Here is a 16,701-nt window from a genome sequence, read left to right as displayed (position 1 = left end):
TGCTGTCGATAAAGGGCCATCAAGTGGTCAGATCTGTGGCCATAATATCAGCCGATTGCCTGCGAGGCCATTCAGAGCCGTTACGGGGTCGGACTCACCCTTTCCCTGCTGTCAGCTGCTGCGCAATCGCGACAGCAGCCTGTCCATGGCGCGATAACCGAGCGTTTCGATAAGATGCTCCTTGCCGATGGCGGGTTGTCCGGCCAGATCGGCGATGGTACGCGACACCCGCAAAATGCGATGCCAGGCCCGGATGCTGAGCCCCAGCTTCTGGATGGCATTCTCCAAAAATTCGGCATCTTGCGCCGATAAGCGGCAAATATCCTCTATCTCGCGGCTATCCAACAGGTTGTTGAGCTTGCCGTTACGGCTCAGCATCCGTTCCCGCGCCGCCAGCACCCGATCGCGGATCTGCTGGCTCGATTCGCCCCGCTCCGCCTTGCCGGTCAGGCTCCCCTTGGGCAGCAGCGGCACCTCCACCGTCAGGTCAAAGCGGTCGAGAAAGGGGCCGGAGAGTTTGCCGAGGTAGCGCAGGATCTGATCCGGGCTGGAGCGGGTCTGGCCGTCGCCATAGTGGCCGCAGGGGCTGGGATTCATGGCGCCGACCAGCTGGAAGCGGGCGGGAAAATCCACCTGACGGGCGGCCCGGCTAATGGTGATGTGGCCCGTCTCCAGCGGCTCGCGCAGGGAGTCGAGCACCTTGCGCTCGAATTCGGGCAGCTCGTCGAGAAACAGCACCCCGTTGTGGGCCAGCGAAATTTCGCCGGGCCGCGGGTGGCTGCCGCCGCCCACCAGCGCTACTGCGGAGGCGCTGTGGTGCGGCGTGCGGTAGGGCCTGTGGTGCCAGTGACCGGCGCGCGGGGTGAGGCCACCGATGGAGTGGATGGCGGCGGTCTGCTGCGCCTCCTGCTCGCTCAGCGGCGGCAAAATGCCGGGGAGGCGGCTCGCCAGCATGCTCTTGCCGGTGCCGGGCGGGCCGATGAACAGCAGGTTGTGGCTGCCGGCGGCGGCGATCTCCAGTGCCCGCTTGGCCTGTGACTGGCCGATCACATCTTGCAGATCCGGCACATCGGGCAGGCTCTCCGCGTTTTGGGGAGCCGGCAGCGGCAGTTCGTACTGGCCTGCCAGCCAGGCGGTGACGGCCAGCAGCTGATGGGCGGTGCGCACCTCGGCATCCTGAATGAGGGACGCTTCGGGGCCGTTCTCCCGCGGTACCAGCAGGGTGCGCCCCGCATCCCGGCAGGCGAGCACGGCGGGCAGTACCCCGAGTACGGGACGAATTTCGCCTGTCAGGGCCAACTCCCCTAAAAATTCGTGATCGAGCAGATATTTTGCCGGTATCTGCTTGGAAGCGGCGAGAATGCCGATAGCGATAGCCAGATCGAAGCGGCCTCCCTCCTTGGGCAGGTCGGCGGGCGCCAGATTGACGGTGATGTGCTTACTTGGGAACTCGAAATTGCCGTTGAGCAGGGCGCTGCGCACCCGATCCCGAGACTCTTTCACCGAGGTTTCCGGCAGGCCGACCATGTTGAAGGCGGGCAGGCCGTTGGAGAGGTGAACTTCCACCGTAACTTGCGGGGCCGCGATCCCGAGGCTGGCACGGCTATAAACCACAGCTAATGACATAAATCCCGTCCTTGAGTTGATATATGTTCTGACTAACTGCTTTTTGTTGGTTTTTTATTCCAGAGTTCTGGCTGGGGAATAGCCAAAATCAGTGGGTTGTCATAGAAAAAAGTCTTGCCCAATAAAAAACACCGTGCTAGTTCTAATAGCCATTCGCGGTAGAAACCGCCCCAATTTCACAGGATTTCCGGTTGTAACTATGAACATGGCCTCCCGTTTCGTCAGCATTATTGTGGTCCTAGTGGTGATTATTATCTCACCGCTCGGGGCTCGTTTAGCTGCACGGAACAAGGGATAGACCCACCACCGGACAGAACGAAACAAGCGACCCCCGAGCCTCACAGCCCGGGGGTTTTTTTTCGACCAAAGGACAGGATTTTCCACATGAACGGCGCGCAGTTTTTGGTACAGGCTCTCAAGAAACAGGGTGTGACCCAGGTGTTTGGTTACCCGGGCGGGGCCATCATGCCGGTCTACGATGCCCTGTATGACGGTGGTCTGGCCCATCAGCTCTGCCGCCATGAGCAGGGCGCAGCCATGGCGGCGGTCGGTTATGCCCGCGCCTCCGGTCAGGTGGGGGTCTGCATCGCTACCTCCGGCCCCGGCGCCACTAATCTGGTGACCGGTCTGGCAGAGGCGCTGCTCGATTCGGTGCCGCTGGTGGCCATCAGCGGTCAGGTGCCCTGTTCCGCCATCGGCACCGATGCGTTTCAGGAGGTCGACGTGCTCGGCATGTCCCTCTCCTGTACCAAGCACTCCTTCATGGTGACCGATGCCGCCGATCTGGGGCGTGTGCTGGCAGAAGCTTTCGCCATCGCCACCGAAGGTCGCCCCGGCCCTGTGCTGATCGATCTCCCCAAGGATGTGCAACTGGCCGCGGTGCCTGCCCAGAGCCCGCTGTTTGCAGTGGAAGAGCCGGAGGTGCTCAACCCCTCGGATCTGGCCGTAGCCCGCACCCTGCTGGCTGCCGCCGAGCGTCCGGTGCTTTACGTCGGTGGCGGAGTGGGCATGGCCAATGCCGAGCAGCAATTGCGCGACTTTGCTGCCGCAACCGGCATGCCAGCGGTCACCACCCTCAAGGGGATCGGCGCGCTCGACCCCGATAGCCCCGTTTATCTGGGCATGCTCGGCATGCACGGCACCAAGGCGGCCAACTATGCGGTGCAGCAGTGCGACCTGCTGCTGGTGGTGGGTGCCCGTTTCGACGACAGGGTGACCGGCAAGCTGGAGGAGTTCGCCCCCGAGGCGAAGGTGATCCATCTCGATGTGGATGCCGCCGAGTTCGGCAAGCGCCGCGCCGCCGAGGTGGGTATCACCACGGATCTCAAACAGGTGCTGCCGCGCCTCGCCATGACTCTCGACATTGCCCCCTGGCGTGAACACTGCGCGAACATGGCCCGCGAATATGCGTTTCGCTACGACCATCCGGGGCAGGCCATTTATGCGCCGGCCCTGCTCAAGCAGCTCTCTGCCCGGCTGCCGGAGAGCAGCGTGGTGGCCTGCGACGTGGGTCAGCATCAGATGTGGGTGGCCCAGCACATGCGCTTCACCAGCCCGCGCAACCACCTCTCCAGCGCCGGTCTCGGCACCATGGGGTTTGGTTTGCCCGCCTCCATCGGCGCCAAGATGTCGCGCCCGGAGGATGAAGTGGTGCTGGTGAGCGGTGATGGCTCTTTCATGATGAACGTGCAGGAGCTTGGCACCATCCGCCGCGCCCAGCTCAAGGTGAAGATGGTGCTGCTGGATAACCAGCGCCTCGGCATGGTGCGCCAATGGCAGGAGCTGTTCTTCGACGGCCGCTACAGCGAGACCATCCTCTCCGACAACCCCGATTTCGTCGCCCTGGCTGCCGCCTTCGGCATTCCGGGCGAGACCATCACATGCAAGGAGCAGATAGCCGGCGCCCTCGATCGCCTGCTGACAAGCGAGAGTGCCTACCTGCTGCATGTGGCTATTTCAGAGGAAGAAAACGTCTGGCCCCTGGTTCCGCCGGGAGTCGCCAACCACCAGATGATGGAGCAACGCCCATGAACCCGCACACCCTTGCCCAGCCCGCATTTGCACAACACACCCTGCATATCCACGCCCAGCCCAGACCCGAAGTGATGGAGCGGGTGCTGCGGGTGGTGCGTCACCGCGGTTTCAATCTCTGCACCCTTAATATGGAGCAGGATTGCCAACAGCTGCGGATCACGGTTACTGTCGAGTCGGTGCGTCCCATCCAGCAGTTGTGGAGCCAGCTGGTGAAGCTGGTGGACGTCTCCCGGGTCGATGCACTGGAACAGCAACCCCGGATCAGAGCTTAAGGAGCCAAGCCAATGTCACAGCCTTCCCAATCAGCCACTCACCCGCAATACATCTGGTTCAACGGCAAACTGGTGCCCTGGCAGGATGCCCAGGTGCACGTGATGAGCCACGCCCTGCACTACGGCTCCTCGGTGTTCGAGGGGGTACGCGCCTACGATACCCCCAAAGGCACCTGCATTTTCCGTCTGCAGGAGCACACCCGCCGCCTGTTCGACTCCGCCAAGATCTACTGGATGGACGTCCCCTACAGCGAGCCCGACGTGAATGAAGCCTGTCGCACCGTGGTGCGCGAGAACGGCCTGAAGAGCGGCTATCTGCGCCCGCTGGCCTTTGTCGGCAACGTGGGGCTGGGGCTGCATCCGCCGCTGGATGCCAAGGCCGACCTGATGGTGGCGGCCCTGCCGTGGGGCGCCTATCTGGGGGAAGAGGGACTGAAAAACGGGGTGGATGTCTGCGTCACCTCCTGGAACCGGCTCGCCCCCAACACCATTCCCACCGGCGCCAAGGCCGGGGGCAACTATTTGTCATCCCAGCTGATCAGCCGCGAGGCCAAACGCAACGGCTTCGCCGAGGGGCTGGCGCTGGATGTGAACGGTTACCTGAGTGAAGGGGCGGGGGAGAACCTGTTTCTGGTGAAGAATGGCGTGCTGTTTACCCCGCCCGCTACCGCTGCCATCCTGCCCGGCATCACCCGCGACACCATCATGACGCTGGCCCGTGATCTGGGTTACGAGGTGCGCGAGCAGGCACTGCCCCGTGAGGCGCTCTATGTGGCGGACGAGATCTTTATGACCGGCACCGCCGCCGAGGTGACCCCGGTGCGCTCCGTTGATCGAATGAAGGTGGGCGCTGGCAGCCGTGGCCCGATGACCGAGCAGCTGCAGAATGCCTTCTTCGGCCTGTTCAATGGCCAGACCGAAGACAAGTGGGGCTGGCTGACGCCCGTCAACGACTGATGAGAGAGGGGAGGCGCTGTGCCTCCCCGAGTCGCTTCCGGTGAGAGTTTCCCAGAGGAGCCTTCACCAGGGTCGATTCAGATCCACTCGTATCATCACCGCATAACGCATCGAGCCCATATGGGCATTCAGGGAGTAGAGACAATGCCGAAGTTGAGATCCGCCACCACCACCCACGGACGTAACATGGCCGGGGCCCGTGCCCTGTGGCGTGCCACCGGAATGACCGATCAGGATTTCGGCAAACCCATCATCGCCGTGGTCAACTCCTTCACTCAGTTCGTGCCGGGCCACGTCCACCTCAAGGATCTGGGTCAGCTGGTGGCGCGCGAGATCGAAGCCGCCGGCGGCGTCGCCAAGGAGTTCAACACCATCGCTGTGGATGACGGCATCGCCATGGGCCACGGCGGCATGCTCTACTCCCTGCCATCGCGTGAACTGATCGCCGACTCGGTGGAGTACATGGTCAACGCCCACTGTGCCGACGCCATGGTCTGTATCTCCAACTGCGACAAGATCACCCCGGGGATGCTGATGGCCGCCCTGCGCATCAACATCCCGGTCATTTTTGTCTCCGGCGGCCCGATGGAAGCGGGCAAGACCAAGCTGTCGGATCAGATCATCAAGCTGGATCTGGTGGACGCCATGATCCAGGGTGCCGACCCCAAGGTGTCGGACGCCCAGAGCGAACAGGTGGAGCGCAGTGCCTGCCCCACCTGCGGCTCCTGCTCCGGCATGTTTACCGCCAACTCCATGAACTGCCTGACCGAGGCGCTCGGCCTCTCCCAGCCGGGCAACGGCTCCATGCTGGCTACCCACAGCGACCGCGAGCAGCTGTTCAAGCTGGCGGGCCAGCGCATCGTGACTTTGGCCAAGCGCTGGTATGAGCAGGACGATGCTTCGGCACTGCCGCGCAACATCGCCACCAAGGCGGCGTTCGAGAACGCCATGGCGCTCGATATCGCCATGGGCGGATCCACCAATACCGTGCTGCACCTGCTGGCGGCGGCGCAGGAGGCGGGCGTCGACTTCACCATGGCCGATATCGACCGCATGTCGCGCAAGGTGCCGCAGCTCTGCAAGGTGGCACCCTCTACCCAGAAGTACCATATGGAAGATGTACACCGCGCCGGTGGCGTGGTCGCCATTCTGGGCCAGCTGGAGAAAGCGGGTCTGGTGCATGGGGATGCTCGTACCGTGCTGGGTTGCTCCCTCGTCGAACAGCTCAATGAATATGACGTCAGCCGCCAGCCGAGTCAGGAGGTGGTGGACTTCTACCGCGCCGGCCCGGCCGGGATCCGCACCACCAAGGCGTTCAGTCAGGATTGTCGCTGGCCGGAGCTGGATCTGGACAGAGCCGAAGGCTGCATCCGCTCGCTGGATAACGCCTACAGCCAGGAGGGTGGTCTTGCCGTGCTTTCCGGTAACCTCGCGGTCAATGGCGCCATCGTCAAGACCGCCGGGGTGGATGAGGAGAACCTCACCTTCCGTGGCCCGGCACGGGTGTTCGAGAGTCAGGAGAGCGCGGTGAGCGGCATCCTCGACGGTACCGTGAAAGCAGGCGAAGTAGTGGTGATCCGCTACGAAGGGCCGAAAGGTGGCCCCGGCATGCAGGAGATGCTCTACCCCACCACCTATCTGAAATCCATGGGCCTCGGCAAGGCGTGTGCCCTGATCACCGATGGCCGCTTCTCCGGCGGCACCTCGGGCCTCTCCATCGGCCACGTCTCGCCGGAGGCAGCCTCTGGCGGCGCCATAGGTCTGGTGGAGGATGGCGACATCATCAGCATCAACATCCCGGCCCGCAGCATGGTGCTGGAGGTGGCCGACAGCGTGCTGGCTGCCCGCCGCGTCGCCGTGGAAGCCCGTGGCTGGAAGCCGCTCGATCGTCAGCGTCAGGTCTCCTTTGCCCTGCGCGCCTACGCAATGTTCGCCACCAGCGCCGATAAAGGCGCGGTGCGTGATCGCTCAATGCTGGGGGAATAAATCATGGTCTCTGCGGCGGATTATCTACGCAAGGTGTTGCTCTCCCCCGTCTACGAGGCGGCGCGGGTCACCCCCTTGCAAACCCTGAAGAAACTCTCCGAGCGGCTAGGCAACCACGTCAGCCTGAAGCGGGAGGATCTGCAACCGGTCCACTCCTTCAAGCTGCGCGGCGCCTACCACAAGATCGCCACCCTGACCGAGGAGCAGAAAGCGCGCGGCGTTATCGCCGCCTCTGCAGGTAACCACGCGCAGGGGGTCGCCCTGTCGGCCGCCAAGCTCGGTATCAAGGCGATCATCGTGATGCCCAAGACTACGCCGGACATCAAGATCGATGCGGTGCGCCGGCAGGGCGGCAACGTCATGCTGTTCGGCAACAGCTTCGACGAGGCCTACGGCGAGAGCCGCCGCCTCGCCACGCTTGAGGGCTACACCCTGATCCCGCCGTTTGATGACGTCGAGGTGATCGCCGGGCAGGGCACCATCGGCAAGGAGCTGCTGGAGCAGGATACCCACCTCACCCACGTATTCGTGCCGGTGGGCGGTGGCGGGTTGGCCGCCGGGGTGGCGGTCTATATCAAGCAGCTGCTGCCGGATGTGAAGGTGATCGGGGTGGAGGCGGAGGGCTCCGCCTGTCTCAAGGCTGCCATGGCGGCCGGTGAACCGGTCAATCTGGAGCGGGTCTCGCTGTTTGCGGACGGGGTGGCGGTCAAGCGCATCGGCGAGGAGACCTTCCGCCTCTGCAATCAGTATCTGGACGAGGTGGTGACCGTTTCCAACGACCAGATCTGCGCCGCGCTGAAAGACATCTTCGACGACTGCCGCGCTATTGCCGAGCCGTCGGGGGCTCTGTCGCTGGCTGGCCTCAAGGCCTACAGCGAGCGGGAGCAGGTCAGGGGTGGCAGGATGGCGGCCATTCTCTCCGGCGCTAACGTCAACTTCCACAGCCTGCGCTATGTGTCGGAGCGCTGCGAGATTGGCGAGAAGCGCGAGGGCATGTTGGCGGTGACCATCCCCGAGCGCAAGGGGGCCTTCCTCGACTTCTGCCGTCAGCTCGGGCCGCGCATGGTGACCGAGTTCAACTACCGCTACGCCGATGCCGAGCAGGCGTCGCTGTTCGTCTCGGTGCGCCTCACCGGCGGTGACGAGGAGCTGGGTCAGATCATCGATCAGCTCGGTGGCAACGGCTACCCGGTGGTCAACATGACCGAGAGCGAGCTGGCCAAGAACCACGTGCGTTACATGATTGGCGGCCGCCCGGCTCGGCCCCTTGGTGAGCGTCTCTACAGCTTCAAGTTTCCGGAGCAGCCTGGCGCCCTGATGCGCTTCCTCGAGACCCTGGGTTGTCGCTGGAACATCAGCCTGTTCCACTACCGTAACCACGGTGCCGACTACGGTCGGGTGCTCTGCGCCTTCGAGCTGCCGGATGAAGACGTGGCAGCCTTCCACGACTACCTGCGCGAGATTGGCTACGGCTGGAAAGAGGTGAGCGACGACCCCGCCTACCGGTTATTTCTGGCCAGTTGAGTAAGGGGGCTTCAACAACTCATCAGGAGGGAGGCGTTATGCCTCCCTTGTTTTTAAATTACCCCATAAATATCGCTTTCATCAAAAGAAACAAGCGTCATGGAATGACGCTTGGTCGCAGATAATGTCTCCAGCAAGAATGAAAGAACCTGCACATTTCGTTTAGAGGTGTTCCATGCGGCAGTTATTGAAGAATTGCCTTGTGTTTTCCTCTTCATCAATCCTGCAGTCAGTATAATTTAAAGGGCCGATAAGCATCCAAGGCCAGTTATCGTAATGTTGAGCAGAGGGGGGGGGGAGAGGGCATTAATATAGATTATTTCATATACATAAAAATAAATAGTCTAATGATCTATTAATTCCATACATATCATAATCATGAAGAAAACTATTATTTCAATAAATTCTACACGATTAAAAATGCAGATGAAAATAAAACGGCAGTATTTATTGACTCGATATCAGGTAGAGAATTCTCTAAAGATGATCTTTTCTTCTACATTAAAAAAGAACATGGGTATTGCTTTGTGTACACATATCCCATTTATTTAACAAAGAGTTTATTAACCATGTTAGTTAATGCAGAAGAATTGCTAAAAAACAAACTCATTGAGCACAACATTCCGTACGAGCATGTTGGAGATCACACGTGGATTGCATTAAGAGCAATCGACAGTCGTGTTGTTGAAATTATAAATAATGTGTTTTCGCCATACTTTTCATTCATAGCCTCAAAAGGCCTTGTTGCCTATTCATATAGTGATAAGCCGACGTTGTATTTTGCTGAACAATTTAATTTAAAAGCGATTAACAGCTATGGAGGATTTAGAGTCGTGGGCTCCCGCCTCGAAGCTGCGTATTCAACGCGGCAGCGAATAGCCGATGAACAAAAAACGTTCATGCAGGTAGCTGATGCGTCAGGTTTCTGTAAGCCTCACAATGAAAAAAAAGATTGGTATTATGCCAATCTAGATATGGCCGCAGCGTCTGAGTTAACAGCGCTAAACGAGGTGTGGTTCTCTTCATTCTCTGAAATTAGTAAGAATGTGGTTGCGGTTACAGGAAAAGTCACCATGCCTAGCCCGACCTCAATGGAAATTGCTATCAAGACGCTTGATAATGAAGTACTGGGTTTCAAGTTGAACAGCCCAAATGATATTAATTTGTCTATTGGTGATATTAGCTATCAAGCTGTTTTAAGACACACTGATAACAACAGCTATTGGATTAGTCCATTTTGTTTTAGAAATAGTAACAAGCTCAAACTTATTGATGTCTTGAGTAGCGCCGGTTTCAATAAAAATGATTCTGTAGATATTTATTTTACAGGACATAACGGGCGTATCTCTCCGGCAAAAAACAGTTCATCTGAGGCTGTTATTCTAAGTGCCAAGGTTATTAATAAAATAGAAATTAACCAGATACTATTTGGCCCTCCTGGGACAGGCAAAACCTATAACACAGTAGCAGAAGCGCTCGATATTATTGAGCCAGGGATTGTTGAGTATCATATTGATGACCGCGATGAACTGCAGGGCCGATTTGGTGAGCTGCTCGCTGAGCAGCGCATCCAATTTGTTACCTTCCACCAAAGCTTCAGTTACGAAGATTTTATCGAGGGTATCAAGGCGGAGAGCCAAGAGGGGGGGTTGCATTATCGAGTAGTCGACGGTCTGTTCAAACAGATCTGCCAACTGGCCGAGGCTGATCCAGAAAATCCCTATGTGTTGATTATCGACGAGATCAACCGGGGTAATATCTCCCGTATTTTTGGTGAGTTGATTACTCTGCTGGAGCCGTCCAAGCGCCTGGGTGCCGAAGAGGAGCTTGAAGTGGTTCTCCCCTACTCGAAGAAGCCTTTTGGCGTGCCCAACAACCTCTATCTGATCGGTACTATGAATACGGCAGATCGCTCGCTGGCTGGCTTAGATTTGGCGTTGCGTCGCCGCTTCTTCTTTAAAGAGATGCCGCCCCGTCCCGACTTGCTCGACAACTTGTATGTAGAGGGGATCCAGATCGGTAAATTGCTGCGGACCATCAACCGTCGCATTACTGCCTTGCTGGGCCGTGACTATTGTCTGGGACACGCCTTCTTTATGCCGCTGCAAAAGGATCCCGACTTGCAACACCTGGGGCGGATTTTCCAAAAACAGGTGCTGCCCTTGCTGCAGGAGTACTTCTTCGAGGATTGGCAGAAGATAGCCCTGGTGCTGAATGACCATCGCAAGTCCAAGGGTGACCGTTTTGTGACTCAGGATGATGATCTCGATCTGCAGAAGCTATTCGGTGAGGAGGCTGAACTGGGCAACTTGTCCGCCGGCTGGAAGATTAAACCGGAAGGGGATGCCGTCTGGTCACTCGCTCCAGCATACGCAGGAATAATATAATCATAGTAAGAACCTGTTGCTATTGTATACACAGAGAATTCATATGAAAGTTGAAGATATTTTAACCAACAACAGATTGGAAAAGCTATATCGGCAATGGCCAGAGGTTACCAAGAAACTATTTTCAGACTTTATTGATATCTTTGACGCTATTTTTCCGGTCTATGATGCTTTTGCTGTTAATAGTCCATCGACCCCTCTCCGATTTGGGGTGAAAGAGCCGAGTCTAAACCAAAAAGGAAAAGTCTTAGTTCGGGTTATATTTAAAAGTCGCACCTTTGGGATAAAAGTAAATAAAAGCGTATGTTCATCTTTTATTCCCAGCTTCGAACAGATGAGAGAAGTGAATGGAAAGTTAATTGTTGATGCTATCAGTGACGAAAGCACGTTGAAACATGTTTCAGCGTTTCTTCGCCAGCTGTGTCAAACGACAGATTTTATTTTCCCGTCAGGTCGCAAAGGATATGTGCCATCCGACTATCAGGAAAGTGAAAATCCTGATGATGATGTGAACATTGTACCTCAAGGAAAAAGTGGTGTAACACAAGCTATAAATCAGATCCTGTTTGGTCCTCCAGGGACCGGCAAAACCTATAACACAGTGACAGAGGCACTCAATATTATTGAGCGCGACTTTACCGACCACAATCACGATGATCGCGATGAATTGCAGGACCGATTTGGTGAATTGGTCGCTGAGCAGCGCATCCGGTTTGTCACCTTCCACCAAAGTTTCAGCTACGAAGATTTTATCGAAGGCATCAAGGCGGAGAGCCAGGATGGCGTATTGCACTACCGGGTGGTCGATGGCCTGTTCAAGCAGATCTGCCAGCGGGCAGAAGCGGATCCCGAAAATCCCTATGTGCTGATTATCGACGAGATCAATCGGGGCAATATTTCCCGTATATTTGGTGAGTTGATTACTCTGCTGGAGCCTGCCAAGCGCCTGGGGGCCGAAGAGGAGCTTAAAGTGGTTCTCCCCTACTCGAAGAAGCCTTTTGGCGTGCCCAACAACCTCTATCTGATCGGTACCATGAATACGGCAGATCGCTCGCTGGCTGGCTTAGATTTGGCGTTGCGTCGCCGCTTCTTCTTTAAAGAGATGCCGCCCCGTCCCGACTTGCTCGACAACTTGTATGTAGAGGGGATCCAGATCGGTAAATTGCTGCGGACCATCAACCGTCGCATTACTGCCTTGCTGGGCCGTGACTATTGTCTGGGACACGCCCTCTTTATGCCGCTGCAAAAGGATCCTGACCTGCAACACCTGGGGCGGATTTTCCAAAAACAGGTGCTGCCCTTGCTGCAGGAGTACTTCTTCGAGGATTGGCAAAAGATAGCCCTGGTGCTGAATGACCATCGCAAGTCCAAGGGTGACCGTTTTGTGACTCAGGATGATGATCTCGATCTGCAGAAGCTATTCGGTGAAGAGGCTGAACTGGGCTACTTGCCCGCCGGCTGGAAGATTAAACCGGAAGGTGATGTAGTCTGGTTTCAAGCGGGCGCTTATATGGGCATTACGGCTCACAACTGGCGCAAGGTTGAGCAATCGGCAGAGGTGGGGAGCGCGCAGTGAAAGGTCACGTCATCGTCCGTGAATACGCTCGTCTGACCTGTGAGCCGCTGGATACGCCTTCACTGGACCGCGCCCATATTAGCCGCTCGGCGTTTATGTGGTTGTGCGAGCTGGCGGGACAATTTAGCAAGCAGGGGGCGCCCATGCTCCATCTGGATGGGCGTCAGTGGCTTCGTCTCGACAACTATGTGGGTGTGTTGGAGTCACCCTGTGGCCAGATCATCGAGATCCTGCCCAAGACCCATGATGCGGCGCCGGATGAAAATATGGCGAGCGAGGTAAGCCGTAGCCGACGCATGCTCAGGAAGATGCTGGCCAGCGCGATGGATCTTCCTCTGCGCGAGGCAGAAGAGGCCGGTCTCGAGCTGGGTGAAGGTTCCTTGAGCGAGTGGGTGATGGGGCGATTTCTCTCCGAGCTGGAGCATCTGGTCAGGCACGGGCTGCGCTTTGATTATGTGCAGGTCGAAGAGGAGGCTCCATTTCTGCGTGGGCAACTGGATATGGCGAGGCAACTGCGCCAACCCGCCGGGCGACAGCATAAATTCCGGATCCGCCACGACCTGTTCCAACCAGAGAGCGCAGAGCACAGATTGATCCGCCTTGCGCTCGATCTGGTCTGCAAAGCAACCAGAGTGGCGCATAGCTGGCGGTTGTCCTACGAGTTACAAGGCATGCTCCATGAGTTGCAGCCATCCCGCGAAATAGAGCGAGATCTGCGAGCCTGGCGCACCGACCGCTTGATGGCTCGTTATCAAGCCATCAAGCCCTGGTGCGAATTGATTCTGCAGCGACAGATGCCTATGGCGCTCCACGGGCAGTGGCGAGGACTCAGCCTGCTCTATCCCATGGAGCGACTATTTGAGGCTTATGTTGCTCGCCAACTGAGGCGTCAGCTCCCCTCAGGTCTTGGCCTGAAAACTCAATCGAGCGCTGAATATCTTTGCCACTATGGTCAACTGGGTCATACTGAGGGAGCCATGTTCCAGCTCAAGCCGGATTTGCTGCTTGAAGGGCACGCCAGTCTGCGGGTTATGGATACCAAGTGGAAACGGCTCGAGCAGGATAATCGTCGAGACAAGTTCGGCCTTGGCCAGCAAGATTTTTATCAAATGCTGGCCTATGGGCAGACCTATCAGAAAGGGGTGGGAGATATGCTCCTTATTTACCCCAAATGGCGTGGGCTGAACCGGGTCATTGGACCATTCTTGCTGGCGAATGCGGCCAGGCAGCCTTTGCGGCTTTGGGCCGTACCGTTTGACCTGGATTCCGGGCAGATGCACCTTCCCGATGAGATAAGTTGGTCGTCACAGCGTCCAGTGGCCAGCTAGCTGTGTGCAGAATAATTGGCCAGCCCTTTACGCAGGCTGGCCAGCATGGTGTCGCGCAAGTCGGGCGGAGATATCACCTCGCTGATATCGGCAATAGACATCAGCCACCAGCGCAACTCTTCCGTGTCATTGACGGTGGCATGGATGATGAAATGGTATGAGCCGTCTGGTTCGATGCGCTGGTTTTCACTTAGCCAGCTCTCTTGCAGGTGATACCCCTTGATATAATCAACTCGCAATGCCAGCTCAATGCTGCGATGGCGGGCGAAGGCCAGGTTCCCCTTGGCCAGATAGTCGGTAAGACTAAATCCTGGGGGCGTGGTGACTGGCTTATCAATGATCTCGATCCGGGTTGCTCTATGGAGGGCAAAGTTTCGATATTCCCCGTTATCTACCAGCGTTGCGATGAGATAGAGGGTTGACCCCTTGGTTACCAAGGCAAGAGGATTAACCAGATAATGCTTGGCCGCGTTTGGCGGGCGGGGGGTATATTCGATATCGATAACCCGCTTTTCCAGCAGCGCCTGTTCGACACCTTCCAGCACAAGTGTATTCACTTTGGGTGGACATAACTGAAAACCTGCCGGATGGGAGGCAATGCAGTTGGGCCACATCGCCAGCTTCTCGTGGGAATTGGCGAGCCGCTGTTCCGCTTGGGCAAAGAAATCGGCCAGATTACCTTGTAACTGGCGTGGCAACAGCCCCTGCAGGTGTTGCTTGGCCATACAAAGTGCCAAGGCTGTACTGGGTGTCATATCCAGCCAACCTTTACTGCCTTGTTTGCGTGACCAGCGATACGGACGCACTGTCTCATCGCTGAGGATGCTATGACGGCAGCTCAGGCTCTCTAGGTCGCGCTGCACTTTGCGCAGGGTGACATCAAAGCCATCGCGCTCCAGTTTGAGTACGATTTCTGTCGTAGAAATTGATTGGGGTTCGTAAGGCAGATAGCTAAGGATAGCGAAATGGCGTTGGGTCTGGATATCGGACATGGCAATGGAGTCAGAGCCTATTGAAGAGGGGGCATACTAGCCCCCGGCTTTAGTCTGACTCAAGTGACACGTTGATATTTTCTGAACCAGAGCCAAGTTTGTTGCCAGAACAAGCTGTTGTTAGGTCTGATGTCATTTAACTCTTACGATTCCACCACGATGATCGACCTGAATGCGCACCAATTTTCGGCAATTGCGACACTGGCCGACACCGGTACCATTACGTGCTACGGAGGTGGAAACTGTGGTTGTCGTACCACAATGTGGGCAGAGGATGGTGAAGTAATGACTCATAGAATTCTCCTGCTAACTTTGTTGCTGTGATGTGTGCAACGTTATAAACGGGAGTTGCGTCACTCAGAGTTGTTGCGGCAAGCGTCACCGGATGACGTCAGTGTGTTATTCAATAACTGCCAGCCGATTAACCCGGAATGCTCCCATGCTGATGTTGATTACCGAGTCGCCGCCAATAGGTGTTGAGCCTGAAGGCATCCTTTATCGCACCCCGGATGAGTTGGCACATACAGATGCCAATACCCCTGTTGCTGTAGTGATTGACCTAGCTTCTCCCTCTCTCGCCTTTTTGGAATGGGTGGCAAACCGCACCAGGATTACTATCTGGTTATCCCCCTCGTTTCTGCCCCCGGAACACCAGTCACAGCTACATGCTCCTGGGCTTGATGGGGTGGCTGTTATCAATTGGTTGTATGGCTGGATGGCACCGGATGATTACTTGCAACCAGATCAATGTCATGAGGTTCAGACATTATTGCAGTCTCATCGTTATGGTTGGTTGTTGGCGCAGAATGATTTGCCGCGCCATGCCGCGTCTCTGCAAGGAATTGATTACTCACTGAAGATTGCTTCAGAGGAGGAATGCATAGGGATGACGTTAGAGGGTTTTGAGAGCCAGTATCAGGAACTTAAAGCAATGCTGGCACCCAAGGTGTTACACAATGCCCTGTTTAACTACTTACCGCAGGAAAGTTGCTTATTGCTGTCGAGGCATCCACGTCATGTCTTGCTCTGATAAAGCTAAAAAGCGGCGATTGGCGAGACTATGCAATCTCGGGATTGAATTCTATTACGGGGTCGGGTCGTCATTTGAGCGTAAACAGATCGATAAAAACCACGCTCGCCAATTGTGGCTACAGGGGGCGAGCGAAGGCTGTGCCGATGCCATGAATATGTTGGCGGGCACCAGTGAACACCCGATGGAAGGCCGCTACTGGTATGAGGCCGCTGCGCGGCAGGGAAGCGTAATCGCTATGTGTGCCCTGGGCGATATCCACTCTCTGGCGGGAGAGTGGGAGCAGGCAAACGCCTGTTTTCTGCAGGCAGCACAATTCGGGTCAGATAGTGCGATGTATTCTCTGGCTTTCAACATCCAGCATGGGCGGGGGTACCATCAGGATGAGAAGTTGGCGATGTATTGGTATCGCCGGGCGGCAACCAGGGGGCATACATGGGCTATCTACTGCCTTGCCAGATTGCTTGAGTCCGGATCGCCGACAGAGCAGAAGGCATCTCGTGAATGGCTCAAGAAAGGTGTTAGTTTGCGGCATAAGGCGAGTGTCATGTGTTTTGCTTTACTGGAAGCCAAGAAGGGTAAGCGGGGGATTCAATGGTTAGAGATGGCATGTGTGATGCGGCATGTAACGGCAATTTCCTGGCTGGTTCGAGAAGTTGAGCAGGGAAGGCTTGCCCTAAGGGGGGACGTGACTTGCTGCCAGCTACGTACCTTGATTAGCGAGCTGTCATCCTTGCCTGATGACCTGTTGCCTGAAGAGCGATGTTTCTTGCCCTCAGATTATTGGGCCGAGATCACCCCCATGATTGATGAACAGTTGCCAGCTTGGCCGTTGGCACAAAACAGACCACTTTCCATACACCTGCCGCTCTCAAGCTGTTGGATGAAGATATAGTTAGCGACTACCTGCGTGAACTTGGTTGCGTTTGGAAAGAGGTGAACGACGCCCCTGCCTACCGACTGTTTCTGGCCAGTTGATGGTGCGATTG

12 protein-coding genes are annotated in these 16,701 nt (G+C 56.6%); 10 read left to right on the top strand and 2 right to left on the bottom strand.

Annotated elements, in window-relative coordinates; translation table 11 throughout:
• Positions 1 to 111: 111 nt before the first annotated feature.
• Positions 112 to 1,626 carry a YifB family Mg chelatase-like AAA ATPase gene (locus tag ACTG2T_RS08495; protein ID WP_330125113.1) on the bottom strand — a complete coding sequence of 505 codons (1,515 nt, stop codon included), beginning with the start codon at positions 1,624 to 1,626 and terminating at the stop codon, positions 112 to 114.
• Between the two features lie 384 nt (positions 1,627 to 2,010).
• Between ACTG2T_RS08495 and ilvG the strand changes: the two genes are divergently transcribed.
• The 8 genes from ilvG (at position 2,011) to ACTG2T_RS08455 (ending at position 13,690) form a co-directional block, all read left to right on the top strand.
• Complete coding sequence (ilvG, locus tag ACTG2T_RS08490) at positions 2,011 to 3,657, top strand: acetolactate synthase 2 catalytic subunit (protein ID WP_330125114.1); 1,647 nt, start codon at positions 2,011 to 2,013, stop codon at positions 3,655 to 3,657.
• Positions 3,654 to 3,932: an acetolactate synthase 2 small subunit gene (gene ilvM / locus ACTG2T_RS08485; RefSeq protein ID WP_156854224.1), complete on the top strand. Its 279-nt coding sequence runs from the start codon at positions 3,654 to 3,656 to the stop codon at positions 3,930 to 3,932. The genes ilvG and ilvM overlap by 4 nt, the downstream gene beginning before the upstream one ends.
• 12 nt (positions 3,933 to 3,944) lie before the next feature.
• Positions 3,945 to 4,889 carry a branched-chain amino acid transaminase gene (locus ACTG2T_RS08480; protein WP_330125115.1) on the top strand — a complete coding sequence of 315 codons (945 nt, stop codon included), beginning with the start codon at positions 3,945 to 3,947 and terminating at the stop codon, positions 4,887 to 4,889.
• Positions 4,890 to 5,033: 144 nt separating this feature from the next.
• On the top strand, positions 5,034 to 6,875 hold the full coding sequence (gene ilvD, locus ACTG2T_RS08475) for a dihydroxy-acid dehydratase (protein WP_330125116.1): 1,842 nt from the start codon (positions 5,034 to 5,036) through the stop codon (positions 6,873 to 6,875).
• 3 nt (positions 6,876 to 6,878) lie between these two features.
• Positions 6,879 to 8,399 carry a threonine ammonia-lyase, biosynthetic gene (gene ilvA / locus ACTG2T_RS08470; RefSeq protein WP_042079768.1) on the top strand — a complete coding sequence of 507 codons (1,521 nt, stop codon included), beginning with the start codon at positions 6,879 to 6,881 and terminating at the stop codon, positions 8,397 to 8,399.
• A gap of 569 nt (positions 8,400 to 8,968) precedes the next feature.
• Positions 8,969 to 10,786 (top strand): McrB family protein, encoded by a 1,818-nt coding sequence (locus tag ACTG2T_RS08465; RefSeq protein ID WP_439973783.1) that lies wholly within the window; start codon positions 8,969 to 8,971, stop codon positions 10,784 to 10,786.
• Between the two features lie 43 nt (positions 10,787 to 10,829).
• Positions 10,830 to 12,362, top strand: coding sequence for an McrB family protein (locus ACTG2T_RS08460; RefSeq protein WP_330125118.1), 1,533 nt, complete (start codon positions 10,830 to 10,832; stop codon positions 12,360 to 12,362).
• Positions 12,359 to 13,690: an McrC family protein gene (locus ACTG2T_RS08455; protein ID WP_439973782.1), complete on the top strand. Its 1,332-nt coding sequence runs from the start codon at positions 12,359 to 12,361 to the stop codon at positions 13,688 to 13,690. The genes ACTG2T_RS08460 and ACTG2T_RS08455 overlap by 4 nt, the downstream gene beginning before the upstream one ends.
• Here the strand turns inward: ACTG2T_RS08455 and ACTG2T_RS08450 are convergent.
• Positions 13,687 to 14,682 (bottom strand): helix-turn-helix transcriptional regulator, encoded by a 996-nt coding sequence (locus tag ACTG2T_RS08450; RefSeq protein WP_323887919.1) that lies wholly within the window; start codon positions 14,680 to 14,682, stop codon positions 13,687 to 13,689. The genes ACTG2T_RS08455 and ACTG2T_RS08450 overlap by 4 nt on opposite strands.
• A 439-nt stretch (positions 14,683 to 15,121) precedes the next feature.
• Between ACTG2T_RS08450 and ACTG2T_RS08445 the strand changes: the two genes are divergently transcribed.
• Together ACTG2T_RS08445 and ACTG2T_RS08440 are read left to right on the top strand one after the other, a co-directional pair.
• Positions 15,122 to 15,712, top strand: coding sequence for a hypothetical protein (locus ACTG2T_RS08445; protein ID WP_160882413.1), 591 nt, complete (start codon positions 15,122 to 15,124; stop codon positions 15,710 to 15,712).
• Positions 15,699 to 16,607 (top strand): tetratricopeptide repeat protein, encoded by a 909-nt coding sequence (locus ACTG2T_RS08440; RefSeq protein ID WP_330125120.1) that lies wholly within the window; start codon positions 15,699 to 15,701, stop codon positions 16,605 to 16,607. Before ACTG2T_RS08445 ends, ACTG2T_RS08440 begins: the two co-directional genes overlap by 14 nt.
• Positions 16,608 to 16,701 lie beyond the last annotated feature (94 nt).

Origin of the sequence: Aeromonas sp. 75A, from assembly GCF_051919425.1 — a bacterium.
GTDB lineage: Bacteria > Pseudomonadota > Gammaproteobacteria > Enterobacterales > Aeromonadaceae > Aeromonas > Aeromonas veronii.
This window is presented reverse-complemented; position numbering and strand designations above follow the sequence as displayed.